Below are 24277 nucleotides of genomic sequence, written 5' to 3' on the forward strand. Positions count from 1 at the left end.
TTACGCTCCTTATAATTTGAGATCGGAGGGATCGAAATTGAGACTTTGCTGGATCACCGCGACAGGGTCAGCGCGCAGGACCAGATAGATACGCAGAATGTATTCGCCGATGATACCCAGCAGGAATGAATTCAAGCCAATACCGAACAACACCAGGATGTGAATGCTGGCAAGACCAGGCGGCAGCTCAGGGTGGAATAACCTGAGTATCACGTAATAGAGTGCGCCGATCAGGCTCGCTGCGAGGATCAGGCTGCCGACGAAGGAAGCGGCTCGCAGCGGCACGGTCGAATGGTTGAACACCGCCGTCAGACCCAAGCGAACCAGACGGTTGACGTTGAACTTGCTCTCACCAGCCACCCGCGCGTCGCGGTCATAGGCGATGCCAGTCTGGTTGAAACCTATACCTGCGATCATGCCCCGCAGGTACGGGTTGGCGGTCTTGGTCTTGAGCAGTACGTTGACTACCTTGCGGTCGATCAGGCGAAAATCGCCGACATCGCGAGGGATGGGATGCTCGCTGACCTTGTCGATTGCCCAGTAGCCCACGCGGCGAAAGTTGTTCAGCAACCAGCTTTCCGGGCGCTTGCGGCGCACGCCATAGACGACGTCGAAACCTTCCTGCCAGCGTTCGAAGAACGCTTCCAGCAATTCGGGCGGGTCTTGAAGATCGGCATCGATCTGCATGACGGCATCACCGCTGGTATGCATGTAGTTAGCAAGAATCGAACGCTGGAAACCGTAGTTCTTGGAAAACCGGATGGCACGAACTCGCGGGTCGGTTGCGGCCAGCTCGGTGAGCATGTCCCAGGTTGCGTCATCGGAGTGGTTGTCAGAGAAAACGAATTCCAAGTCGCAACGACTTTCCATCTTCGTGCCCAGTGCAACCAGGCGCTTGTAAAGGTTTGCGAGATTGCCCGACTCGTTGAGGACCGGAATCGATATCGAAACCAAAGGCTTTTTGTTTGATTCAAGCATGTGCGTATCGGAACCTTGCATTAACCATTCATCCTTGACTTCATGTATTCAACGACCGCTGGCAGCGTGTCTCTGAACGAATGGGTCTTGAGTGACTCAGGGACGCTAAAGACCCTGTCGAAATTATCCTGCGCAGGTTCCGGTACGGCGCCTACCTGCAGAAGATGAGTCTTGCCCTGGGATTCGAAGACGGCCTGCGCGAGGCTGCGCAGGGTTACCGGCTGGCCATGGGCCAGGTCAACCGGACCGATAACGTCGCTCGACACCAAAGCCTTGATGGCCCGCGCGTCATCTTCCACATGGTGATATTCACGCAGCTGCTTGCCCAAAGTCATCGCAAAGGCGGTATCACTGCGCAGCGCAGTCAATATCTGCCCCAGGAACATGAACGAGCTCGGCTCGCCCTCACCGTATTGCGTGTGGATGCGTACATGCGTCGCCCTCGCACCCGCCGCGTTGGCCTGCTCCACGAATTCGCCGAGCCTGACCTTGCTTTTGACATAGCGATTGTCGGTCATGCCATGTTCCATGGCCGTACCGAACGTAACGACTTTTGTTCCGAGACCTTCGACGCCTTCGATCACCGTGCGCGGCAGGTGATAGTTGACTGCCAGCAACGCTTCGTCGCTCAGGCGCGGGTCCAGCAGACCCGAACAGACGTAGATAACCGAGGGTGCAGATTTGACCTGGGAAAAGTACGACCTGACAGCGTCGGCACCTGCTGTTGGCCAAGCCTCATAATCCGCCCTGTCGAGGCAGATGAACTCGCTCGGCTCGTAGAGCGCAGAAAATGCCTGACCCAACCTGCCCCGTCCGCCCAGGATATAGATCACTCCTGAATGCCCGCGCGCCATTCGTTGACCTGGGCCAACGTGATCTCGCGGGCTTTTTCTGGATTGGCGTAGAAATCGCGATACCAGATGGCTGTCTGCCGAACGACTTCCTCGGTATCCCACACGGGAATCCAGTTCAGCTGGTTTCGCGCGATGGAGCTGTCCAGCGCCAGCGAGCCCGCCTCGGGCAGTGGGTTGTCCATGTACTTGAGGTCGGGGCGCTGCCAGTGCTCGCTCATGAGTTCCAGAACGCTTCTGACCGAGTACTGCTTGAGTTCCTGAGGACCGAGGTTCCAGGCCTTGGCGACGCGCTGCGGGTTATCTGATGCCAGTTCACCGAGGATAACCAGATAACCATGTACCAACGCCAGGACGTGCTGCCATGGGCGTGTCGCGTCCGGGTAGCGCAGGGTCATCGGCTGACCTTCGATAGCGGCGCGGACGAAGTCAGGCACCAGGCGATCTTCCGACCAGTCGCCACCTCCGATGATGTTACCGCCGCGGGCGGTGGCAATCGCCGGCCCCTGCCCTTCGGAGAAAGGATAGGAAGCCGCATAGCTCTGAATGATCATTTCCGCTGCAGCTTTAGAGGCGCTGTACGGATCCTTGCCACCCAGCGGGTCGTTTTCGCGGTAGGGCCAGGCCCACTCGTTGTTCTTGTAGACCTTGTCAGTGGTGATGCACAGCACACCACGCACGCTCTTGACCAGGCGTGCCGCTTCCAGCACATGAGCGGTTCCCTGGGCATTGACGAGGAACGTCTGAACCGGCTCGCGATAGGATTTGCGCACCAAGGGCTGGGCGGCCAGGTGGAGAATCAATTCAGGCTGAAAGGCTTCGACGGCCTTGTGCAGTGATTCGAAATCACAGATGTCGCCCAGCGTACTGTCGACGTCCTGATCCAGACCCATTTGCTCATAGAGCGAAGGGGATGTATCCGGAGCCAGAGCATAACCGGCAACTTTCGCACCGATAGATGTCAACCAAAGGCATGCCCAACTTCCGGTAAAACCGGTGTGTCCCGTTACAAGAATTTTCTTGCCAACAAGTTGGTTTTCAATCTTCAGGCTGGATGTCATCACACGTGCACCGTCAATGGTTTAGTTCGGTCCTGACCCACGAACGGGAGAACGCATATAGCCGCCAATAATACCTTGGAAACAGCCATTTGGGTATCACAGGGGCCGGCCGATAGCCGCCCCGGCGCCCTGCCATTGCCCCGGTCATTGGCTATGAACGCCACCAGGGCAATGCTTTGAAGGACTGCAAGGGGCAACATCAGCGCCCCCTTTGACACCTCAGCATTCCTGCCGAGTGCGCTCCGTTTCCTGCGCGGTATCGAGCGCGGCATCGGCATGGGCGATCGTCGACGGCGCTGTCTGTTCGATACCGAACAGCGCTTTCTTCAATTGCTCCGCACTTTGCTTCCAGGTCAGCCACGGCATCTCGTCGGAACGAATGGTGTTGCCCTCGGCATCGTTGCGGACCCACTGGTGCACGGCATCGGCCAAGGCCCGCGGCGTATCCCCTTCGAAGAAGGCGGCATGTTCACCTGCTACCTCACGGAACACTGGCAGCGCGCGCGCAAGGATCGGCAACTCGTGCTGGGCGGCCTCGATCAATGGCAGACCGAACCCCTCTCCTTCCGAAGCGGCAAGCAGGCACGACGAAGACTCGTACAGCTTCTCGAGGTATTCGTCGCTGATGCCTTCCAGCCAGAACAGGCGCTTGTTCAGCTGTGGATGCTTGCGCAGACTGGCCGCGAGCTTCTCGACCATCCAACCTTCCTTTCCGACGAAGACCAAGTTCAGCTCCTCGCCCTCGCCCCACAACAGGTCGAATGCCGCCAGCGTTTGGGCGTAACCCTTGCGCGGCTCGATGGTGCCTACCGAAAGGAAGCTCGGTGCACTGCGCAGGCGTGCGAGAATCTCGGCTGCCCCGTCCGGCATACCGCTGCTGGGCACCGACGAGTTCAGGTCGGCGCCCAGGTGGAACCAACTGGTTTCCAGGCGTTTGTGATCCGGACGCGGGGCGCCGTGTACAGCCAGCCAATACTGAAGGTCGTGAGCAACGGCCGCAGAAATGCACAGGGCAGAATCGGCTTGGGTGATTTCATACAGCCACTGGGCATGGGCATCCTTGGTACCTGGCGGGAAGTGCTCCTCGAACAGGATGGGGATCAGGTCGTAGACAACGAACGACGTTCTTACACCCCGCTCGCGCATACGAGCAAAGACCTTGGCCTTGCCGCCTTCCACGGTGTACGAGCCGCAGAAATCCAGGCCTAGGAACTGCTCTCCAGGCTGCATGTCGACCGGGTCATCGCGCAGCCATTCGTTGGCGCAGCCCATGAGCGTCATCATGAAGCTGCGCGCGTAGCGCCAGTGCCATGCACCACCCACGTTACTCAGCAGCACAGGCTCGAACAGGTAGCCTGGCGGCGGCGACTCGATCAGTGCCAGCAGTAACGCGCGTACCACGCGCTGAATGCCGGTGCGCAAATCAACGCGCGCCATGGCAGATACATCGACATAGATACGACGCAGGCCGATGGTCGGTGGCTGGTTGAGCGCGATGCACTTGGAGGTTTCAAGGATATCGACGTTGGCTTCGTCGCTGGCGACTACGTTGGCCACCGACGCCACGAAGGTCTTGTAGCGGCTGTGTTCTTCGTAGTGAGCTTCGATTCGCTCCATGTACAGCTTGGCGCACTGTGCTGGGGCGTGATCGGCATGCACAAAGGCAGCAGCCCGGTCGCCCAACTTACGGCAGAACTGGGGGTGACCGCGCAGTTGCTCAAGGGCATCGGTCAACTGGCTGTCGCTGAACTGGTCAGGCAGTTTGATCAATACGTCATCGGGCAGATCTGCCATTGCGCCGTTCGCGTTGACTATCGTACCTAAGCCGTAGTTGAAGCAATCAAGCACGGCCGCCGATGTTTCGCCGCGTGACAGCTCACGTAGCTGCACGCCCACGTCCGCCGCAGCCAGATACAGCTCGTAGGTCGAGTTGTCGGTCCAGCCGACGATATTCACGCCTGAAGCTTGCCTGCGCGCTTTGAGCTGTTTCTCGATGGCCTGGCCGTAATCGGACGCTTCGTTCTGACCTACGAAGAACAGCTTGCACTTGCGGTCCTGGCTCAAAACCGCAGAATCTTCCCACGCCGTGAGCAAGCGATGGTTGAGTTTGGTTTTGCCCATGAAACCGAAGGTGCACACCACGAAGTCGTCGGGCTTTAAGCCCAGTGCCTTACGTGCTCTGGCCCGGTCGGGTGCAGCCGCAGGAACACGCAGCAGAGGAATCATGGAGCAGTGTTCCGAGTTGCCATACCAGTGCCGCGCCAGCGACAGTGAGTATTCGGAATGCACGATCACGCCAAGCGCCTTGCTGAGCACACCCAGGCTGCCCGGATAGCGGGGAAGCGTGTCATGCACGCCGTCCTCGAAGAAGTCCGCTACCGCCTTGTAACCATGGCCTTGATACAGCTCCTGTACCCATGCGCCGGGTTTGAGCCCATGAGCCTGGCGATACCAATGCACGTTGCCCAAATAGAAATCGTGCAACACCACGATGCCTGGAATGTCCTCGAGCAACTCGAACATGAAGGCATGCATCGGGTTGTTGCCTAGGTGATAGATAACCCGCTGATAACTTGTGGCATTTTCCCGGAACCAATCAACGGTGCGCAGTGTGCAGTTGTCCAGCACCCACGCGTCGGTTACTTCCAGATGGCCCGTCACCACGTCGATATCATAGTAAGCGCTGAGCTCGGGAAGCAGCTCGGCGCTGTACCCGGCAATGCCACTTTTCTGTGGTGGCAAAGGCGAAACATAAGCCAGGCGATGACGCAACGCCGGCTTCTCCAATGGGGGAACGCCACTTCGCTCCAACAGCGCGAGCACTGTCAACGCGTCGCTACGCAGGTCTTCTTCGTTGAAGTCGGTAGCCGAATCGGTGGTCAGCGAAATGATCCGCCCGATAGGTATGTCCAACGCCTGGCTGACGGTTCCAGCTTCCAGCGGGCGCAGCAGCAAGATGCTGTGAGTCTGATCTTCCCGTTCGAACTGATGCACCCACTGCGGGCGCGGCACGCCTTCTTCGAACTCGCTCGCGCTTTCGACGATCACGCCGATCGACATACCGCTGGGCAACGCACTTATTAGCGACGCAGCTTCAATGCTGGTAGTGGCGCATGGGTAGGACAGCAGCAACAGGTCCGGCTCGAGATTGGCCAGGAAGGTTTCCCGCACCAACTCGGCTACCTTGGCGCGCCCGCCGTTTTCGCCATGCTGCAGGTCAATAGGCCCAGGCGCCGACCAGACACGAATGTTCTCGCTGGGTAATATACCGTGAAACTTCGCACGAATGGCTTCGATGGTCCCGTCGAGCAGGCTGCTCAGGGCCAGGAATATTTCGTGCTCTCCGCAATTTTCGACCAGGCTTTCTACAAGGTCCATGACGTAGCAAGGCGACTCGGAGGTAGCGCAATGAACCTGAGCGCCCTGCATGTCTATAACAATCCGCATTAGCCCCGGTCCTTTTGATCAATAGCTTTTTTCAGGTCGTGATAAATCTGACGTGCTTCGACCGACAGGCCCTCCAGGTGCGCAGGCACTGAACTGTCCGAAGGAAGACTGGACGCCAGCGCGGCATCGGGCATCATTCCATGGTTGTGCACGACGCTCTTGAGTGCCATGTACAGGCGCGGAGAACGCTTGAGGGCGGTGTTGAGCCGCTGATGCAGCATCGGGCGGCCCAGCACGAACTGAACAGCCGCGCCCAAGACCTTGCGACCAGAGCCGCGCACGATCCCCACCGCTGCACCGGGGGCGGTGCGGACCGTATGGACCGACCAACGGGCAGGACTGGTAACGCGCCAGAAGGTACTGCTCTGCATCTCCTGTAGTTGCTGCTCGTAGGCCACGGCGCGCAGATACCAATGATGGGCATGCCCCAGCGAAGCGTTGAGTTCGCTGCGAACCTGCTCCAGTTCCTGCACCGCGTTACTGTGGTGCTCGTGGGCTTGCGCCAGGCTGTTCTGCAAGTGGAAGCAACGCTGTTGCAGCTCGATCACGCTTTCGCTGAACCGATGCTGGTGCGCCTCCACTCCCTGGCTGAATCTTTGCTCCTGCGCGAAGGACGCTTCGATGATGCGCTGTTCCTGTGCCCCTAGCGCATCAGTGAAGCGTTGCTCCTGAGCAATGACCAGATCCTGGAAGCGTTGTTCCTGCGCCAGTACGGCTTCGGTGAAACGTTCTTCCTGGGCCAGCACCGCACCCGCGAAGCGTGCTTCCTGGGCCTGGGCTTCCTGACTGAAGCGGTCTTCGTGAACTTCGGCCGAATGCTGAAAATTCTCGTGCAGCAGCTTCAATTGCTCCGCGTGGTGGGCATGGATACGCTCAATCGCGTCCTGCAGACCTGGATAGCTAACATACTGCTCGCCGGGGTCCTGGCCGGGATTTTCCGCCAGCTTGGTTTCCATCGCGCTCAAGCGCTGCTCGATCGCATGGTCGTAACGCATTGCCAACTCGTGCAGCGCGACGCCATAGGCCACGTCGAACGCAGACGCAAAGGTCTCGAGCTGTTCGGCAGCAGCTGGCTTTTGCGCAACTACGGCGTAATCCGGGCTAGTGCCCGAAATCACGTCCCACACCCCGATTTTCTGGTCTTCGGCGCGCAGTTCGGAGCGCTCTTGAAGGCGGACGATTTTAGCGCGGGCAAACCCCGAATGCTCGGCCAGAAACGACAGCAGCAAACCCGGCAGTGGCCGTTCGTGGGTCGGGTCAAGATAGAACGTATTGGTCCCCACGACGAGACTTTCGGCATTCGGCGTTTCAAGGATCAGCAGCCCGGCTGGGCGCAATACGCGCTGGGCTTCGGCCACCACTTCCTGAAGAACGGGAAAAGGAATGTGTTCGGCAATGTGAAAGCCCGTCACGGCCACCAGGCTGTTGTCCGGCAGCTCTTTGAGCGCGGCAAGGGCATCTGCGTTACGCGCAGGCAAACCCAACGCCTGGCAGGCCTGCAGCATCCCCTCATCCAGGTCTACACCCACGGGAGCGTAACCTTCACGCTGAAGCAACTCTAGCCATTCGCCACGACCGCAGCCTAGATCCAGTATCGGATAATCTTGATAAAGGTCTTTGAGCGGGTCGAGAAATGGCAAATAGACTCGCAGTCGCTCGGTGATCAAATCCCGAGATCCGCGATAGCGGTCTTCGAAAGCGCGATAGAAACTGTCGTCCATCACTTGCACTCCACAGTCGGAGGTATCCAGGCCAAGCCGACGAAGCTGCCTTTGGACATGTTGACTACGTTGAACAGCAGCGCTAGATCGCGCCATTCGTAATTGTCGGCGATATGACTATCGGTGGCGTGCAGTGCGACGGCCACGGAATACGAACCCACACCCAACATGGCCGGGAAGCGAAATTCATATGTCAAGACTTCGCCTTCCTGCAGGTCGGTTCGCACGCACTTGAGATGGTGAGTGTTGGTGCCGAAGACATCCTGACCCAAGCGATCCTTGATCACATAGCCAACAACCAACTCTGGCAGTTCAACGTTGATCTTGACCTTGATGGTCAGGCACACGTCCTCGCCCACCGCTATGTACTCGACCGGGGCACCTTCGGTGTTGTAAAGCGTTACGCTGTCGATGGACGCCTTGCCACTGCCAGATTTGGTCTGGCGACCGCCATCGGCCAGCGTGTTGACTTCGACCACCGAGTTTTCTTTCTGGGCAATGATCGCGTTGTAGTAGTCCATGACTTCTTCAGGCGGGCCATCCTTGATGATGGTGCCGCCATCCAGCAGGATCGCACGACTGCACAGCGCCTGAATCGAGCCCCTGTCGTGGGACACGATCAGCAAGGTAGTACCCGCTTTCTGGTACTCCTTGATGCGCCCGAAGCTTTTGTGCTGGAAGTAACTGTCACCAACGGAAAGGGCCTCGTCGATGATCAGAATTTCCGGGCGGAATGCAGTCGCTACCGAAAACGCCACACGCATCTGCATGCCGCTGGAATAAGTCCGTACCGCGTGATCGAAGTACTCGCCGATTTCGGCGAAAGCCTCGATGTCATCGATCGCGCCATTGATTTGGCTGGCATTGAACCCCATCAGACCTGCGGCGTGATAGACGTTCTGCCGCCCTGTCAATTCAGGGTTGAAGCCCATCCCCAGCTCCAGAATGGCAGCAATGCGGCCATTCACCTGGACCGTTCCCTCACTGGGCTGCAGAGTGCCAGTGATCATTTTCAGCAATGTGGACTTTCCTGCGCCGTTCTGGCCCACCAAGCCAATGGCTTCGCCAGCGCCCAGTTCGAAGCTGATGTGCTTGAGGACCCAATGCTCTTCGGTGGGTTTCACAGGAAGGTAGAACCAGCGCGCCATGCGCTGCCACTCCGAGCGATAGGTGCGATACGCCTTGCCCAGATTGGTGACGGCTAGAAGTGTCATAGCGAATCCACCATTTCTGCCGATGCGCGACGGAACAGGAACAAGCCCACCAACATCAAGCCTGAAGCGATCAAGACGGTGATGCCAATTTGTTGGATGTCAGGCGGCACTTTGTAGACCAGTACATTGTGGTAGGCGGCAACGATGGGATACATCGGGTTGGCGTCCAGCGTGCCACGCAGGTACTCCGGCACGATGTTTATCGAATAGACGATCGGGGTGAACCAGAACCACACCTGCAGAATGATCGGCATGACCTGACCGATGTCGCGGACGAATACGTTCAGTACGCCCAATATCAGGCCAATGCCGACGGCCAAGGCAACGACGGTCAGCGTCAGAGGGATCAACCAGAACATCTGCATGTTCGGCGCATGACCCAGCGCGGCGAAGATGATCAACACAGCAGCGAACAGCAGCAGATTATTGAGGATGGCAGAGCCAACAACGATGATCGGCAACGCAATGCGCGGAAAGCGCATCTTCTTCATCAGGTTGCCCTGCTCGATGAACACCGTCAGGCAACGCCCGACGATTTCCGCGAACAGGTTCCAGGCCAGGATGCCGGCAATCAGGTACAGCGCGTAGGCGTACTTGTTGTCGATGCCCGGCAAGCGGGCGCCGAGCACGTTGGACAGGATGAGCGCGTAGATGGCGACCTGGGCCAGCGGATGAATGATCATCCAGAGGCCACCCAGTTTGCTGCGCGCAAAGCGCGCAACGAACTCGTTCTTGATGGAAGTTACAATGAAGCCTCTGTAGTCCCAGATGCCTCTCAACATGCCAAACATAATTATCCTTTGATCAAACGCTCTATCTCAGCAACACGCTGAGCCACCAATTCTTCGCTGCCGCGGCTTTCCACGTTCAGGCGCAGCAGTGGCTCGGTGTTCGAGCCTCGCAGGCTGAAGCGCCAGTCGGCGAACTCGACGCTGATGCCGTCGGTGCGGTCGACGTTGGGGTTCTGTGCGGTGTAGAACGCGAGGATCTTCTCGATCGAGCCTTTGACGTCGGCGACTTCGTAGTTGATCTCGCCGCTGCACGGGAACGCCTGGATGCGTTCGTCCACCAGTTGGGCCAGGGTCTTGCCGGTGACGCTCATCAGCTCGGCCACTAGCAGCCACGGGATATTGCCGCTGTCGCAGTAGGCGAAGTCGCGGAAATAGTGGTGAGCGCTCATTTCGCCGCCGTAGACGGCGTCTTCGGCGCGCATGCGCTCCTTGATGAAGGCGTGGCCGGTCTTGCTCTGGATGGCGACGCCACCGGCGGCTTCGACCTGTTCGATGGTGTTCCAGGTCAGGCGCGGGTCGTGGATGATCTTGCTGCCGGGGTGTTTCTTCAGCAGCATTTCAGCCAGCAGGCCAACCAGGTAGTAGCCCTCGATGAAGCGGCCCTTGTCGTCGAAGAAGAAGCAGCGGTCGAAGTCGCCGTCCCAGGCGATACCCATGTCGGCGCCGTTTTCCAGCAGGGCCTTGCGGGTCAGCTCGCGGTTTTCCGGCAGCAGCGGGTTGGGCACGCCGTTGGGGAAGTTGCCGTCTGGTTCGCCGTTGATGACGATCAGTTCAAGCGGCAGCTTGGCCTTGAGCAGTTCGATGGTCGGGCCGACGGCGCCGTTGCCGGGGTCGGCCAGCACCTTGAGGGGCTTGAGCGACTTGACGTCGATGTAGGTCAGCAGGTGCTCGATGTAGGCACTCTTGTCGAACACTTCGCGCACGTGGCCAGTGGTGGCGGCCTTGTCGTCGAAGTTGCCGGCTTCAACGCGGGCACGAATGGCGTCGAGGCCGGTGTCGCCGCTGATCGGCTTGGAGTGCTCGCGCACCAGTTTCATGCCGTTGTAACCCTTGGGGTTATGGCTGGCGGTGATCATGATGCCGCCATCGGCCTTGAGGTGGCTGGTGGCGAAGTAGACTTCTTCGGTGCCGCACAGGCCCAGGTCGAGCACGTCGGCGCCGGCCTCGGTCAGGCCCTTGATGAGAGCCGCGGCCAGGCCTGGGCTTTCCAGGCGCATGTCGCGCCCGACGACATAGGCTTTGCCGTGCAGTTCGGACACCAGCGCGCGACCGATACGGTAGGCGATGTCGTCATTGAGGTCGGCAGGGACTTGGCCACGAATGTCGTAGGCCTTGAAGCAACGGGTCTGGAGAGGGGGATACATGGCAATCGCTCGCTCTATGTGGCCGACGCGCGATGAGCGCGGACGTCGGTAGATTGGACGGTCGCTGACGAACGACCAGCGCAGTTCGGCCCCTGCGCATGCATTGGAGGCACGCGCAGAGGCCGAAGCGGGGTTTATCGGTCAGGCCTTGTCAACGCGGCCGTAGACGTCTTCGAAACGGACGATGTCGTCCTCACCGAGGTAGTCGCCGCTTTGCACTTCGATCAGCACCAGGTCGATCACGCCCGGGTTCTTCAGGCGATGCTGGTGGCCGGCACGAATGAAGGTCGACTCGTTAGTGTTGAGCATCAGCTCGCGATCATCGTTGACCACCACGGCCATGCCGCTGACGACGATCCAGTGTTCGCTGCGGTGATGGTGCATCTGCAGCGACAGCGACGCCTGGGGCTTGACCACGATGCGCTTGATCTTGAAGCGCTCACCCTCTTCCAGGGTGGTGTAGGTGCCCCATGGGCGGTGCACGGTGCGGTGCAGCTTGTGCAGGTGGTGGCCGCTGGCCTTGAGCTGGCCGACGATGTGCTTGACGTCCTGGCCGTGATCCTTGTGGCTGATCATCAAGGCATCCGGGGTGTCGATGACCAGCAGGTCTTCGACGCCAACCAGTGCGGTCAGGCGGTCTTCGCTGTGGACGAAGTTGTTGCGGGCATTGTGCGAGAGCACTTCGCCTTCGAAACGGTTGCCATTTTCGTCGGCGCCGGTCAGTTCACTGACGGCGTTCCACGAACCGATGTCGCTCCAGCCGATGTCGCACGGCACGGTGGCGACTTTGTCCGAGCGCTCCATCAGGGCGTAGTCGACCGAAATATCCGGGACCTGGGCGAACGCGTCGGCGTCCAGTGCCAGGCAGCGGTAGTTCGGTGCTTCGGTCAGGCGCGAGGCTTCCTTGACGGCAACGGCGGCGGCAAGAACGTCCGGCGCGTGTTTCTTCAGTTCTTCGAGGACGCTGCGGACCTGGAAGCAGAACATGCCTGAGTTCCAGAAGTAGTTGCCGGCGGCAACGTAGCCCTTGGCGGTTTCCAGGTCTGGCTTCTCGACGAAGCGGGCGACTTTCAGGGTACCTTCCAGGCCGGTGCCGACGCCGGCCTCGATGTAGCCAAAGCCGGTTTCAGGGTACTGCGGCTGAATGCCGAACGTGACCAGCCAGCCTTCGGCCGACAGCTTGACGGCTTTGGCGACGGCGGCGGAGAACGCGGCTTCGTTCTGGATCAGGTGGTCGGCCGCTAGCACCAGCATGTGGGCGTCGGGACCGTGGGAGTCATTGAGCTGCAGCGCGGCCATGGCGACGGCGGCGGCGGTGTTGCGGCCGAACGGCTCGAGGATGAAGCCCTGGGCGTGGCCGGTCTTGTTGACGGTGCGGTATTCGTCTTCGGTCTTGAACAGCAGTTCGCGGTTGGTGACGGTCAGCACTTCGGACACGCCCTCGAGCTTAGAGGCGCGCAGGAAGGTCTTCTGGATCAGGTTCTGGCCGTCAGGCAGTGCCATGAATGGCTTGGGATGGGCCTCGCGCGAAACGGGCCACAACCGGCTGCCAACGCCGCCGGAAAGAATAACGGGGATCAGGTTCATGCGTATTGGATCCTTTGTTTGCCGGTGTAGCGGCACTGTGAAAATCGATCTGTAGACCAGCTGTACATGGGGTGGAAACCACCGCTGCGCATCGAAGATCTGGCGGCTCCCTGCGCCGCAGACAACATATACGTCAAACCCTGAAGCCGCTCGCTGCTGATGAGTCAAGGAAGTGGCGGCTAGAATATCAGGAAACCCGGGGCCAAGCGCAAATCGTTCGCGCTTGGACACCCGGCCTGGCCCAGTAGTTCAGCGATCATTGCTTGGTGCTGATCTCGGCCAGCATTCGCTTCACGCCCACTTCCCAATGCGGCAGCGTCAGGCCGAAACGCTCGGTCAGTTTGGTGGTGTCCAGGCGAGAATTCAGCGGGCGCAGGGCGGGTGTCGGGTAGGCACTGGTGGGAATGGCCTCGACCGTTTCCACGGCCAGCTTGGTGCCTTGGCGGCGGGCGTTTTCGATGACCAGCTTGGCAAAGGCGTGCCAGGACGTTTCGCCCGTGGCGGCGAGGTGGTAGGTGCCGGCCAGGTCAGGGTTCGCCACGGCCATGGGAATGGCATGGGCGACGACGTCGGCCAGCAGCTCGGCGCCGGTGGGTGCGCCGATCTGATCGCTGATGACGCTCAGGCTCTTGCGGTCCTTGGCCAGACGCAGCATGGTCTTGGCAAAATTGTTGCCACGGGCTGCGTAGACCCAGCTGGTGCGGAAAATCAGGTGCTTGCAGCCGGACTCGCGAATGGCTTCTTCGCCGGCCAGCTTGCTCGCGCCGTAGTAGTTGACGGGGACCGTGGTGTCGCTCTCCTGCCAGGGCTTCTCGCCCGTGCCATCGAACACGTAGTCGGTGGAGTAGTGCACCAGCCAGGCGTCCAGATCGAGCGCTTCACGGGCGAGCACGGCGCTGGCCCGGTGATTGATCAGGTCGGCGGTGTCCTTTTCGCTCTCGGCCTTGTCCACGGCGGTATAGGCGGCAGCGTTGACGATAACGTTCGGCGCGATGCGCCGCACCGTTTCGGCCAGCCCTTGAAGCGATGCCAGGTCTCCGCAGAGACCGGCTTCATCGATGTTCCTGCCCAGCGCGACTACCTTGCCCAGCGGCGCCAAGGCACGCTGCAGCTCCCAACCCACCTGACCGTTCTTGCCCAGGAGCAATATTTTCACAGTTCACGCCCTTGATAATTCGTATCGATCCATTGCTGGTAGGCGCCGCTCTTCACGCGGTTGACCCATTCGGGATTATCCAGATACCACTGCACGGTCTTGCGAATACCGGACTCGAACGTTTCTACCGGCGTCCAGCCCAGCTCGCGCTGGATCTTGCTGGCGTCGATGGCGTAGCGAACGTCATGGCCGGGGCGATCTTGTACGTGGGTGATCAAATGCGCATGAGGACGATGGGGTGACTGCGGGCAGAGCTCGTCGAGCAAGGCGCAGACCGTGTGCACGACTTCGATGTTCTGTTTCTCGTTGTGGCCGCCGATATTGTAGGTCTCCCCTACCTCACCTTCGGTCACCACTTGATACAGCGCACGTGCATGGTCTTCGACATAAAGCCAGTCGCGAATTTGATTACCTTTGCCATAAATGGGCAAAGCCTTGCCTTCCAGGGCATTGAGGATGATCAACGGAATGAGTTTTTCCGGGAAATGGCACGGCCCATAGTTGTTCGAACAGTTGGTGATCAACGTCGGCAGCCCGTAGGTGCGCTGCCAGGCGCGGACCAGGTGATCGGAGCTGGCCTTGCTCGCTGAATACGGCGAGCTGGGCTGGTAAGGCGTGGTTTCGGTGAACAGGTCTTCAGGGCCTTCGAGGTCGCCATACACTTCATCCGTGGAGATGTGGTGGAAGCGGAAGGCGGCCTGGGGCTCGGCGTCGAGTTGCGACCAGTATTGGCGCGCGGCTTCGAGCAAGGTGTAGGTACCGATCACGTTGGTTTCGACGAACGCGGCAGGCCCGGTGATCGAGCGATCGACATGGGATTCGGCAGCCAGGTGCATGACCAGATCCGGCCGGTGCTCGGCGAACACTCGATCCATTTGCGCGCGGTCGCAGATGTCGACGTGCTCGAAGGCGTAACGCGGCGTGCGCTCGCTGCCCATGAGCGAATCCAGATTACCGGCGTAGGTCAATTTGTCGACATTGACCACGGCGTCGTCGGTATTTGCCAGGATATGGCGAATGACTGCCGAGCCAATGAAGCCTGCACCACCGGTTACGAGGATTTTCACGTTAAACAACACCATCAAGTTAAAAATGAGACGCGCTGGATCGATTCAGGGCGCGTCTGACGCATGCATGATTTTCAAAGGCCGGATGATACCAAACCACCCAAGGCCTGTCCCCACGGCACATACGGGCCGACAGCGAGGTTTGTAACACCGGTTGAACACACTGCCAAAAAAGTTGTTACGAGAGGTAACCGATCGTTCACATCTGGCGTCCGGATACCGGGCCTGTTCGATTTGCGAGGCAATGGACAACGCATTTCGTCTTTTCGTATATGACAGTTCCCTTCATCTGACGAAAGGCGCAACACGACCCTGGCGAAACCAGTTGATGGAAACGGTTATAGTGCCGATCTCACACAAGGAGTGGCAGGAATGAAAGCGTTGATAGGCGTCGTTGTCGCGGGACTGCTGGCGGGTTGCGGCACGATCAATACGGTGTTTCGCGATGATGTGGTGACCAGCGACAACTTGAAGGAAGCCGAGTCGTTCTGCGGCGCTGTACCTCGGGTGTACAGCGGCGTGGTCTATGACTTCTGCCTGCTGCATGGCCAGGCGCCCAAGCCCGGCCACTCGCGCAGCGGACCGCAGATGAGTTTCGTCGCGCTGGACATCGGCGTCTCGGCAATCCTCGACACGCTGATGCTGCCCTATACGCTGTATCGGCAACACAACGATGGCGGCATCGAGGTGGTGGGTCGCTGACCGCGGCCCTGGGGAAGCCTAGGGATTGAGGAAGCCGTCGAGGCAGGTCACAGAGGCACCGGTGACCTTGATCGACTGGTCGGTGATCGACAGCTGCATCTTGCCAGCGCGACCCAACGCAGCGCCCTGGGCGACTCGCAGCTGGGAGCCCAGCGAGGCGGTCTGCCCGGTGGCACGAATGAACGCGGCGACCGCCCCGCCGCCGCTGCCGCAGGCTGCATCTTCTGTGATGCCGCAGGTGGGCGCGAAGGTGCGGACTTCTATGTGCTCGTTGCTGCCTTCGGGGTGCGGGCCGAAGATCACCACGCCAGTGGTGCTGGTGCGGTGGTCGTTGATGGCCATGCGCGCCAGGTCAGGAATGACCGCCAGCACGGTTTGTGCGTCGCGCAGTTGCACCACCAGCCAGCGCGGGCCAACGGTCACGAAGCACGGCCTGCGGTCGCGCACCACGCTTACCCCCAGTACGGCCTGCAGCTCGCGATGATCACTGTCGTTGACCGGCTGGATCGTTGCGGGCGGCAATTCGAAGGTAATCAGCTGCGAGCCATCCGGCTGGCGGACCACATCAAGGTCGATCAGACCCAATGCACACTCCTGCACCAGACGGCCGTTGCGCGGCTCGATCAGGCCGGCTTCCATCAGGGCGTGGGCGCTGCCGAGGGTGGCGTGGCCGGCGAAGGGTAGCTCGGAGTTCGGGGTAAAGATGCGTACGCGGTAGTCCGCTTCAGGGCGAGTGGCGGGCAGCACGAAGGTGGTTTCGGAGAGGTTGTTCCAGTGGGCGATTTCTTGCATCTGTTCGCGCGTCAGGCTTTCGGCCTGCAGGATGACCGCCAGCGGATTGCCCTTGAAGCGCTGGGTGGTGAAGACATCGACTTGCTTGAACGCTAGACGGTGCATGGTCGGCCCTGGAAATGGAGGTGTGGAGACGTAGCACAGGTTCGCATGTTTTCTGTAGCAGCGGCGCGAGCCGCGTCCGGCAGCACCGTGATTTTTCCGACCTACCGTGTGTACCGCCGACGCGGCTTGCGCCGCTGCTACAGGGTGTGGGTTGGTTAGAGGGTGATGGGTCTGCGGCCGGCGAAGGAATGGGCCAAGGTGCCGCCGTCGACCAGTTCCAACTCGCCGCCCAAGGGCACACCGTGGGCGATGCGCGAAGCCACCAGGCCTTTCTTTGCCAACAGCTGAGCGATGTAATGAGCAGTGGCTTCGCCTTCGACAGTCGGGTTGGTCGCCAGGATGACTTCGGCGAAGGTGCCCTGCTCGTCTATACGGCTCATCAGTTGCGGGATGCCGATCGCCTCCGGGCCCAGACCGTCGAGGGGCGACAGGTGCCCCTTGAGCACGAAGTAGCGGCCGCGGTAGCCGGTCTGCTCAACAGCATAGACGTCCATCGGCCCTTCCACCACGCACAGCAGCGTATCGTCGCGACGTGGATCACCGCATTGCGGGCAAAGTTCTTCTTCGGTGAGGGTGCGGCACTGGCGGCAATGGCCTACGCCTTCCATGGCCTGGCTCAACGCCTGGGCCAGCCGACTACCGCCGCTGCGGTCGCGTTCGAGCAGCTGCAGGGCCATGCGCTGGGCGGATTTCTGGCCAACGCCGGGCAAGGTGCGCAGGCTGTCGATCAGTTGACGGATCAGTGGGCTGAAGCTCATGGAAGGCGGCCTGACGTAACGACGAGACGCGGTTTATACCCGCGCCTCCGAGTCACGTCAAATGCTCAGGCGTCGGAAACCTTGACCACCAGCTTGCCGAAGTTATGCCCTTGCAGCAGGCCAATGAATGCCTCCGGCGCTCGCTCCAAACCGTCGACCACGTCCTCGCGGAACTTGATCTTGCCGTCACGAACCCACGGCACCATGGCAGAGAAGAATTCTGCATGGCGATCGCCAAAGTCGTCGAACACGATGAAGCCCTGCATGCGGATGCGCTTGGTGAGCAGGGTGCGCGGCAACAGCGCGAAGCGGTCCGGACCTTCTGGCAGGTCGGTGGCGTTGTAGCCGGCGATCAGGCCGCACACCGGAATGCGCGCGCGAGCATTGAGCAACGGCATGACGGCGTCGAAGACTTTGCCGCCAACGTTTTCGAAGTAGATGTCGATGCCCTGGTCGCAGGCTTTGGCCAGGTCGTCGGCGAAGGTTTCGCTTTTGTGGTCGACACAGGCATCGAAGCCCAGCTCTTCAACGACGTAGCGGCATTTTTCCGGCCCGCCGGCAATGCCGACGACTTTGAGGCCTTTGATCTTGCCCACCTGCCCCACTACCGATCCTACTGCGCCGGAGGCGGCTGCGACGACCAGGGTTTCGCCTTCCTTGGGCTGGCCAATGTGGGTCAGGCCCATGTAGGCGGTCATGCCGGGCATGCCCAGAACGCCGAGTGCCATGGAGGGGCTGGGGATGCCGGCGGGCAGCGGCGTGAGATTGCTGCCGTCGGAGATGCAGTGGGTCTGCCAGCCGGTCATGCCGACGACCAGGTCACCTTCGCGGAACTTGGGGTGCTTGGAAGTTTCTACGCGGCTGACAGTGCCGCCGGTCATGACCTCGTCGATTTCGACCGGTGCGGCGTAGGACGGTGCGTCGCTCATGCGGCCGCGCATGTAGGGGTCCAGGGACAGGTACAGGGTGCGCAGCAGGACTTGCCCGTCTTCAAGATCCGGCAAGGCTTCGCGCTCCAGACGGAAATTCTCCGGCGTCGGCGCCCCGGTTGGACGGGAAGCGAGAACGAAGCGCTGGTTGAGGGTCAGGTCTTGGGACATTGCGGGGTATTCCTTCAGCAAGTGGCTATAGGAAAAGGACAGCATGGGGTGGCGGGATGTTCAACTGGGTGCTTGGCAAACAGCCGGCGGCTTGGCTTTCGCGGCCGATGACCGCTCCTACGGGGGGATTGGATTACGCGCGTATCCTGTAGGAGCGGTCTGTGGCCGCGAAGGGGGCACACGATGTGTCTGGTAGACCGCAGTGTAGCTTTCGCGGCCGATGACCGCTCCTACGGGGGGGATTGGATTGCGCGCGTACCCTGTAGGAGCGGTCTGTGGCCGCGAAGGGGGCACTTGGGTCACTCAGATACAAAAATGCCAGGCTGCGGGCCTGGCATTTTTGGGTCAGAACGGCATCTTGAAGCCGGGCGGCAGTTGCATCCCCGAGGTCATGCCGGACATCTTGTCCTTGCTGTTGGCTTCGATCTTGCGCACGGCGTCGTTGACGGCGGCGGCAATCAGATCCTCGAGCACGTCCTTGTCTTCCTGCATCAGGCTGTCGTCCAGGCTCACGCGCTTGACGTCGTGACGACCGGTCATTACCACGCTCACCAGGCCTGCGCCCGATTGGCCGGTCACTTCCGCCTTGGCCAACTCTTCCTGCATCTCGGCCATTTTTTCCTGCATCTGCTGGGCCTGCTTCATCAGGCCGGCCATGCCACCTTTCATCATGGGGTTCACCTCAAAGGTCAATGGGTATGACCGCGCAGTGCCGAAGGCGTCCTGCGCGGGCTTGGGTAAGAGCACTTAACGCGTTGGGCCGGCCACCGCCTCGACTGGTTCAATCGTATCGTCGCGAATGATGGCACCGAACTGTTGCAGCATTTGTTGAACGTACGGGTCTTGTTGAATCGACTGTTCGGCATCGGCCTGGCGATTCGCACGCCAGCGCGCGGCGGCCTGCGCCGGGGTTTCCTGTTCCGGGCGGATCAGCTCGATGGTCAGATTGAGCGTGCGCTGATGATACTGGTTCAGCGCATCGTTCAGGCGGCGCTGCTGGGTGCTGTTGAACAGCGCGCTGTGCGCCGGGTCCAGGTGCAGCAGCCAGTCGTCGCCCTCCACGGCGATCAAGGTACAGTTGGCGGCGATGCTGCCAGTCATCCCCGAGATCGGCAGTTTCGGAAACAGCTCGAGCCATTGCAAAGCCAGCCCGCTCGCTGGCTGCGCGGCGGGCAGCACTTCGGGCTCGGTTTCGACAGGCGTGTCGTGGACGGTTTCACTGGCCAGCTCGTCGAGGTAGCTGTAGGCGGCGCCGTCGGTTTCCGGGGCGTAGTAATCTTCGTCCAGCGGCGGCTCGTCGTCGCGGTCCATGCCGGCTGGTGTGTAATCGGCGGGCTCGGCATCGTCGGCAGGCGAGGCTGTCTGGGTTTCCGGGGCGTCCGGCACAGCACTGGCAGGCGTGGGCGCCGGCATTGGAGTCAATGCGGGCTGCTCGGCGACGACATCCAGGATCGGTTCCTGGGTGGGCGCAGCTGCGGGCTCTACCGGGTCGTTCCAGGGCAGATCGATAACGGGATCAGGGGCTGCCTGGGAATGCGCGGGGGATTCTTCGCGGCCGCTGACCGCTCCTACGGGGGGATTCGAGGGTGCGGGCATCTCGTAGGAGCGGTCCGTGGCCGCGAACGGCGCGACGCGGTCTGCCTGGGTATCCGCAACAGGGCCTTCGCGGCCGCTGACCGCTCCTACGGGGGGATTCGAGGGTGCGGGCATCTCGTAGGAGCGGTCCGTGGCCGCGAACGGCGCGACGCGGTCTGTCTGGGTATCTGCAGTGGGGCCTTCGCGGCCGGTGACCGCTCCTACGGGGGGATTCGAGGGGGCGGGCACCTCGTAGGAGCGGTCCGTGGCCGCGAACGGCGCGACGCGGTCTGTCTGGGTATCTGCAGTGGGGCCTTCGCGGCCGGTGACGGCTCCTACGGGGGTTGGAGCTGCCACGGAGTGGGTGGAATCAACTGTGGCCGCGCTGATCCCCACTGTCTTTAGCGGTTGACTGGGCCCATCGCTGCTGCCTGCGGGGCGGAACGCGAGCATGCGCAGCAGCACCATCTCGAAACCGCCACGCAGCTCCGGGGCCAGTGGCAGGTCGCGACGGCCGATCAAGCCCATCTGATAATAGAACTGCACATCTTCGGCCGGCAGCGCCTGTGCCAGCGCCAGCACCCGTTCGCGATCACCCTGGCCATTGTCTACCGCCTCGGGCAGCGCCTGGGCGATGGCCACGCGGTGCAGCACGTTGAGAATTTCAGCCAGCACGCCATTCCAGTCCGGCCCCTGCTCCGCCAGATGGCGGACGGCCTCGAGCACACCGCGGGCGTCACCTTCGAGCAATGCCTCCAACACGCCGTAAACCTGACCGTGGTCCAGTGTACCCAGCATCGCCCGAACATCGGCTGCCAGCACCTTGCCTTCGCCAAAGGCAATGGCCTGGTCGGTCAGGCTCATGGCGTCGCGCATGGAGCCATCGGCGGCGCGGCCGAGCAACCACAGCGCGTCGTCCTCGAAGGGTACGTTCTCGACACCCAGCACATGGCTCAAGTGCTCGACCACCCGCTCCGGCGTCATGTTCTTCAAAGAGAACTGCAGGCAGCGCGACAGAATGGTCGCCGGCAATTTCTGCGGATCGGTGGTGGCCAGAATGAATTTGACGTAGGGCGGCGGCTCTTCCAGCGTCTTCAGCAACGCGTTGAACGAGTGCGTGGACAGCATGTGCACTTCGTCGATCAGGTAAACCTTGAAGCGCCCACGGCTGGGTGCGTACTGCACGTTGTCGAGCAGCTCGCGGGTGTCTTCGACCTTGGTGCGGCTGGCGGCATCGATCTCGATCAGATCGACGAAGCGACCCTCGTCGATCTCACGGCAGACCGAACACTCACCGCACGGCGTTGACGTGATGCCGGTCTCGCAATTGAGGCACTTGGCGATGATCCGCGCGATGGTGGTCTTGCCCACGCCCCGAGTGCCGGTGAACAGGTAGGCGTGATGCAGCCGCTGGTTGTCCAGCGCATTGATCAATGCCTTGAGCACATGGGTCTGGCCGACCATTTCGCGGAACGAGCGCGGACGCCATTTACGTGCAAGAACCTGATAACTCATCGAAAACCGTCGCGACATGAAAGCGGAAGACCGCCAATGCTAATGGAGCAGGACCGAAATTGCATCCGTGCCCTGCTCTATTGCTGAGTTCGCCTGAAAAAACATCGGCAAGGATCAGCGATGGCGAGTTTTCGCCTGGGTATCGGTTTGGGATGGGTGATGCGATGAATCCGTGCGAAGACGAATTCTGGAAGAGGTGGCAACCCTACCAGCCACACCCCGGCACACAATGTTCCCGCTGTGGCTGCTTCCTTCCGGATCTGACCAGGTTCACGGGTAATCGTTGCGGGGGGACCGGCAGGGTCACCATAACGACACTCGCTTGGTAGCGAGCGGGGGCCATTGTACCGGTCCTGACAGAAGTTACAACCCGTTGCGCGAGATAAAATTTGTAGGGCTGTCAGGGACTTGGCGTGGGCTGCTTTGTACGGTACAGCGTAGGTGCGGATTGCTTGCGCGCAAGACAAGCGACAGCCGTGATGTGAATTGGTAACGTCGCGACATGTCCCCTGCCTGGTGCTTGCGATGAATGTTCTGACGCCCTACCCCGACTTGTCGCCTACACAGCTGCAGCAATTGATGGATATCGAGATTCGCCCGGAGCAGAAGCAGTATTCCGGGGATGTGGACATGGCGCTGTATACCTTGCTGGGCTGCACCGATGGTGAGATCCAAGGTTTCGCGCTGCTGGTGGATGAGGTGCCGAAAGGATTTCTGCTGCTCAAGCATGGACGATTCGTGCCGGAATGGGCGCATCCGCAGGCGGCGACCTTGCATGCATTGCAGGTGGATCGGCGCATGCAGGGCCGTGGGCTGGGGCGGGCTTGTCTGGAAGGCCTGCCTGATGCAGCGCGCGGTGCGTGGCCTGGGGTGCAACAGCTGGAGTTGTCGGTGGATGCTGACAATGTGGCGGGCATTGGGTTGTACAAGGCGCTGGGATGGGTGGATCGCGGTGAAGCGTACCGTGGACGGATTGGTTATGAGCGCAGGTTCGTGCTTGCGCTCTAGAGACAGCAGCTCTCTTTGCAGCAGCGCTACCCCGCCTTCGTGGGAGCAGGCTCTGCCCGCGAAGGCGTATGGATGGGCGGTGCACATTTCGGATCAGGCGGTGAATGTGCGGGCCTATTCGCGGGCAGAGCCCGCTCCCACAGGGGTTCGTGGGTAGGCCTGGGATTGTGGCGCTGCAGGAACTTGTGGGAGCGGGCTCTGCCCGCGAAGGCGTTTGAATGGGCGGTGCACATTTCGGATGAGGCGGTGAATGTGCGGGCCTCTTCGCGGGCAGAGCCCGCTCCCACAGGGGGGGGCGGGCATCGGCCGGTGTGTCACACCTGCAGGACGTCGTCGGCGCGGCCGCCGGCTTCCTGGACGACGACGTGGATGAAGTGCAGCTTGGCGATCACGGCCGGTGGCAGCACGAAGGGGTAGAAGTCGGGCTGGCCCATGGCGCGGGAAAGTTCGTTGAGCATGCCGGCCAGTTCGATCCAGGCGTTGACGAACGCGAGGAATGCAGGGCCGCTGGTGTGATCCGGGTCGTAAAGGGTGGCCAAGGGGAACGGCGTGTAGTCGAGGTCCATTTCCTTGGCGCTCATGCCGAAGCCCAACGCGGTGTCCACCGCGTCCATCATGTGCAGGTAGTGAGCCCAGGTTTCCGCCCAGTCTTCCCATGGGTGCATGGTGGCGTAGGCACTGACGAAGTTCTGTTGCCAATCGGCCGGGGCACCCTGGTCGTAATGGCGCTGCAGCGCGTCGGCGTAGCTTTGGCTTTCATCGCCGAACAGGCGGCGGTAGTCGGCCACCCAGTGAGTGTCGGCGATCAGCCGGTCCCAGTAGTAGTGCCCTACTTCGTGCCGGAAGTGTCCGAGCAGCGTGCGGTACGGTTCGCGCATCTGCACGCGGACCTTTTCCCGGTGGGCGTCGTCGGCTTCCTTGATATCCAGGGTAACCAGGCCATTGGCGTGGCCAGTGGTGGGCGCGTTGCCATTGAGGTCGGTGCCGATGAAGTCGAACGCCAGGCCGGTGGCTTCGTCTTCGGTCTTGGCGATGACCGGCAGGCCGAGGTTGATCAGTTGCGCGATCAGACGGCGCTTGGCTGTTTCAACCTTGCGCCAGTGTTCGGGGTTTTCCGGAATGCTCAGGTCGGGGATGGTCCGGTTCAGGTTGCAGGCGGTGCACAGGGCTGCGGGCCCCTTCTCTGCCGGTACCAGCCAGTTGCAGGCTGCGGGGGTATCGAGGTTGGCGCAGCGGCGGAACAGGCCTGCGTCGGGGGCGGCATGCAGGCGCCAGCTGCCTGCTTCGGGGCCGGCGTCGAGCGTGGACAGCACGTTCTTGGCCGACCAGAAACCGAGCAAGGCATTGCATGCCAGGCACTGGCTGTTGCGGAAGAAGATCGACTGCCCGCAGGTGCATTCCCATACCTTGCTGTGACGGTTTTCCGGTTTGGCGAATGGTGCGGTGATTCGGGTGCTGAGTTGTTCGAAAAAACGATACATGGCG

19 protein-coding genes and 1 other RNA gene are annotated in these 24277 nt (G+C 60.9%); 2 read left to right on the plus strand and 18 right to left on the minus strand.

The genetic code is table 11. From position 1 onward, the window contains the following. Nucleotides 1-9: 9 nt before the first annotated feature. The 11 genes from IFT76_RS01690 to rfbB all read right to left on the minus strand — a co-directional run bounded on the left by IFT76_RS01690 (nt 10) and on the right by rfbB (nt 15237). Nucleotides 10-999, minus strand: coding sequence for a glycosyltransferase family 2 protein (locus IFT76_RS01690; protein WP_122714168.1), 990 nt, complete (start codon nt 997-999; stop codon nt 10-12). Beyond that, nucleotides 999-1811: an NAD-dependent epimerase/dehydratase family protein gene (locus IFT76_RS01695; RefSeq protein WP_192057211.1), complete on the minus strand. Its 813-nt coding sequence runs from the start codon at nt 1809-1811 to the stop codon at nt 999-1001. Before IFT76_RS01695 ends, IFT76_RS01690 begins: the two co-directional genes overlap by 1 nt. Further along, entirely contained in the window at nt 1808-2890 is a 1083-nt protein-coding gene (gene rfbG / locus IFT76_RS01700; RefSeq protein ID WP_192057212.1) for a CDP-glucose 4,6-dehydratase, read from the minus strand. Before rfbG ends, IFT76_RS01695 begins: the two co-directional genes overlap by 4 nt. A 219-nt stretch (nt 2891-3109) precedes the next feature. After that, complete coding sequence (locus IFT76_RS01705; RefSeq protein ID WP_192057213.1) at nt 3110-6268, minus strand: glycosyltransferase; 3159 nt, start codon at nt 6266-6268, stop codon at nt 3110-3112. Between the two features lie 68 nt (nt 6269-6336). Further along, complete coding sequence (locus tag IFT76_RS01710; RefSeq protein WP_192057754.1) at nt 6337-8058, minus strand: class I SAM-dependent methyltransferase; 1722 nt, start codon at nt 8056-8058, stop codon at nt 6337-6339. Further along, nucleotides 8058-9272, minus strand: a complete 1215-nt coding sequence (locus tag IFT76_RS01715) for an ABC transporter ATP-binding protein (protein WP_192057214.1) — start codon at nt 9270-9272, stop codon at nt 8058-8060. Before IFT76_RS01715 ends, IFT76_RS01710 begins: the two co-directional genes overlap by 1 nt. Next, the gene (locus tag IFT76_RS01720) at nt 9269-10063 is read right to left on the minus strand and encodes an ABC transporter permease (RefSeq protein ID WP_192057215.1); all 795 of its coding nucleotides are present in this window, start codon (nt 10061-10063) and stop codon (nt 9269-9271) included. The genes IFT76_RS01715 and IFT76_RS01720 overlap by 4 nt, the downstream gene beginning before the upstream one ends. A 2-nt stretch (nt 10064-10065) precedes the next feature. Continuing rightward, nucleotides 10066-11427, minus strand: coding sequence for a phosphomannomutase (locus IFT76_RS01725; RefSeq protein ID WP_192057216.1), 1362 nt, complete (start codon nt 11425-11427; stop codon nt 10066-10068). A gap of 141 nt (nt 11428-11568) precedes the next feature. Next, entirely contained in the window at nt 11569-13014 is a 1446-nt protein-coding gene (locus tag IFT76_RS01730; protein WP_122478398.1) for a mannose-1-phosphate guanylyltransferase/mannose-6-phosphate isomerase, read from the minus strand. Between the two features lie 256 nt (nt 13015-13270). Beyond that, entirely contained in the window at nt 13271-14170 is a 900-nt protein-coding gene (gene rfbD, locus IFT76_RS01735; RefSeq protein WP_192057217.1) for a dTDP-4-dehydrorhamnose reductase, read from the minus strand. Beyond that, nucleotides 14167-15237, minus strand: a complete 1071-nt coding sequence (rfbB, locus tag IFT76_RS01740; protein ID WP_122714224.1) for a dTDP-glucose 4,6-dehydratase — start codon at nt 15235-15237, stop codon at nt 14167-14169. Before rfbB ends, rfbD begins: the two co-directional genes overlap by 4 nt. A gap of 372 nt (nt 15238-15609) precedes the next feature. On the opposite strand from rfbB, the gene IFT76_RS01745 reads away from it, so the two are divergent. Continuing rightward, the gene (locus tag IFT76_RS01745) at nt 15610-15939 is read left to right on the plus strand and encodes a YceK/YidQ family lipoprotein (protein ID WP_122478402.1); all 330 of its coding nucleotides are present in this window, start codon (nt 15610-15612) and stop codon (nt 15937-15939) included. An 18-nt stretch (nt 15940-15957) separates the two neighbouring features. Here IFT76_RS01745 and IFT76_RS01750 read toward each other — a convergent pair whose 3' ends face one another. From IFT76_RS01750 to ffs, 6 genes are all read right to left on the minus strand, one after another. Next, a complete protein-coding gene (locus IFT76_RS01750) occupies nt 15958-16836 on the minus strand; it encodes a PhzF family phenazine biosynthesis protein (protein ID WP_192057218.1) in 879 nt (292 codons plus the stop codon). A gap of 155 nt (nt 16837-16991) precedes the next feature. Further along, on the minus strand, nt 16992-17594 hold the full coding sequence (recR, locus tag IFT76_RS01755) for a recombination mediator RecR (protein ID WP_185793511.1): 603 nt from the start codon (nt 17592-17594) through the stop codon (nt 16992-16994). Nucleotides 17595-17659: 65 nt separating this feature from the next. After that, the gene (locus tag IFT76_RS01760) at nt 17660-18694 is read right to left on the minus strand and encodes an NADP-dependent oxidoreductase (protein WP_122800126.1); all 1035 of its coding nucleotides are present in this window, start codon (nt 18692-18694) and stop codon (nt 17660-17662) included. 345 nt (nt 18695-19039) lie between these two features. Beyond that, nucleotides 19040-19366 carry a YbaB/EbfC family nucleoid-associated protein gene (locus IFT76_RS01765; protein ID WP_122478410.1) on the minus strand — a complete coding sequence of 109 codons (327 nt, stop codon included), beginning with the start codon at nt 19364-19366 and terminating at the stop codon, nt 19040-19042. Between the two features lie 75 nt (nt 19367-19441). Further along, nucleotides 19442-21784: a DNA polymerase III subunit gamma/tau gene (gene dnaX / locus IFT76_RS01770; protein ID WP_192057219.1), complete on the minus strand. Its 2343-nt coding sequence runs from the start codon at nt 21782-21784 to the stop codon at nt 19442-19444. A 203-nt stretch (nt 21785-21987) separates the two neighbouring features. Continuing rightward, an RNA gene (gene ffs / locus IFT76_RS01775) (signal recognition particle sRNA small type) lies at nt 21988-22084 on the minus strand. 225 nt (nt 22085-22309) lie between these two features. Here ffs and IFT76_RS01780 point away from each other — a divergent pair. Further along, entirely contained in the window at nt 22310-22792 is a 483-nt protein-coding gene (locus IFT76_RS01780) for a GNAT family N-acetyltransferase (protein WP_192054468.1), read from the plus strand. Between the two features lie 314 nt (nt 22793-23106). On the opposite strand, the gene IFT76_RS01785 is transcribed toward IFT76_RS01780, so the two are convergent. Further along, nucleotides 23107-24273 carry a zinc-binding metallopeptidase family protein gene (locus IFT76_RS01785; protein WP_192057220.1) on the minus strand — a complete coding sequence of 389 codons (1167 nt, stop codon included), beginning with the start codon at nt 24271-24273 and terminating at the stop codon, nt 23107-23109. Nucleotides 24274-24277: the final 4 nt, after the last annotated feature.

The organism is Pseudomonas sp. CFBP 13727 (assembly GCF_014841915.1).
Taxonomy (GTDB): Bacteria; Pseudomonadota; Gammaproteobacteria; order Pseudomonadales; family Pseudomonadaceae; genus Aquipseudomonas; species Aquipseudomonas baltica.

Excerpts from the sequence above, each read along its gene's own strand:
- IFT76_RS01785 (WP_192057220.1), bottom strand. The coding sequence starts at position 24,273 with ATGTATCGTTTTTTCGAACAACTCAGCACCCGAATCACCGCACCATTC.
- rfbG (WP_192057212.1), bottom strand. The coding sequence starts at position 2,890 with ATGACATCCAGCCTGAAGATTGAAAACCAACTTGTTGGCAAGAAAATT.
- IFT76_RS01715 (WP_192057214.1), bottom strand. The coding sequence starts at position 9,272 with ATGACACTTCTAGCCGTCACCAATCTGGGCAAGGCGTATCGCACCTAT.
- dnaX (WP_192057219.1), bottom strand. The coding sequence starts at position 21,784 with ATGAGTTATCAGGTTCTTGCACGTAAATGGCGTCCGCGCTCGTTCCGC.
- IFT76_RS01705 (WP_192057213.1), bottom strand. The coding sequence starts at position 6,268 with ATGGACCTTGTAGAAAGCCTGGTCGAAAATTGCGGAGAGCACGAAATA.
- IFT76_RS01745 (WP_122478402.1), top strand. The coding sequence starts at position 15,610 with ATGAAAGCGTTGATAGGCGTCGTTGTCGCGGGACTGCTGGCGGGTTGC.
- recR (WP_185793511.1), bottom strand. The coding sequence starts at position 17,594 with ATGAGCTTCAGCCCACTGATCCGTCAACTGATCGACAGCCTGCGCACC.
- IFT76_RS01780 (WP_192054468.1), top strand. The coding sequence starts at position 22,310 with ATGAATGTTCTGACGCCCTACCCCGACTTGTCGCCTACACAGCTGCAG.
- IFT76_RS01710 (WP_192057754.1), bottom strand. The coding sequence starts at position 8,058 with ATGGACGACAGTTTCTATCGCGCTTTCGAAGACCGCTATCGCGGATCT.
- IFT76_RS01725 (WP_192057216.1), bottom strand. The coding sequence starts at position 11,427 with ATGTATCCCCCTCTCCAGACCCGTTGCTTCAAGGCCTACGACATTCGT.
- IFT76_RS01765 (WP_122478410.1), bottom strand. The coding sequence starts at position 19,366 with ATGATGAAAGGTGGCATGGCCGGCCTGATGAAGCAGGCCCAGCAGATG.
- IFT76_RS01690 (WP_122714168.1), bottom strand. The coding sequence starts at position 999 with ATGCAAGGTTCCGATACGCACATGCTTGAATCAAACAAAAAGCCTTTG.
- IFT76_RS01750 (WP_192057218.1), bottom strand. The coding sequence starts at position 16,836 with ATGCACCGTCTAGCGTTCAAGCAAGTCGATGTCTTCACCACCCAGCGC.
- IFT76_RS01760 (WP_122800126.1), bottom strand. The coding sequence starts at position 18,694 with ATGTCCCAAGACCTGACCCTCAACCAGCGCTTCGTTCTCGCTTCCCGT.
- IFT76_RS01720 (WP_192057215.1), bottom strand. The coding sequence starts at position 10,063 with ATGTTTGGCATGTTGAGAGGCATCTGGGACTACAGAGGCTTCATTGTA.
- IFT76_RS01730 (WP_122478398.1), bottom strand. The coding sequence starts at position 13,014 with ATGAACCTGATCCCCGTTATTCTTTCCGGCGGCGTTGGCAGCCGGTTG.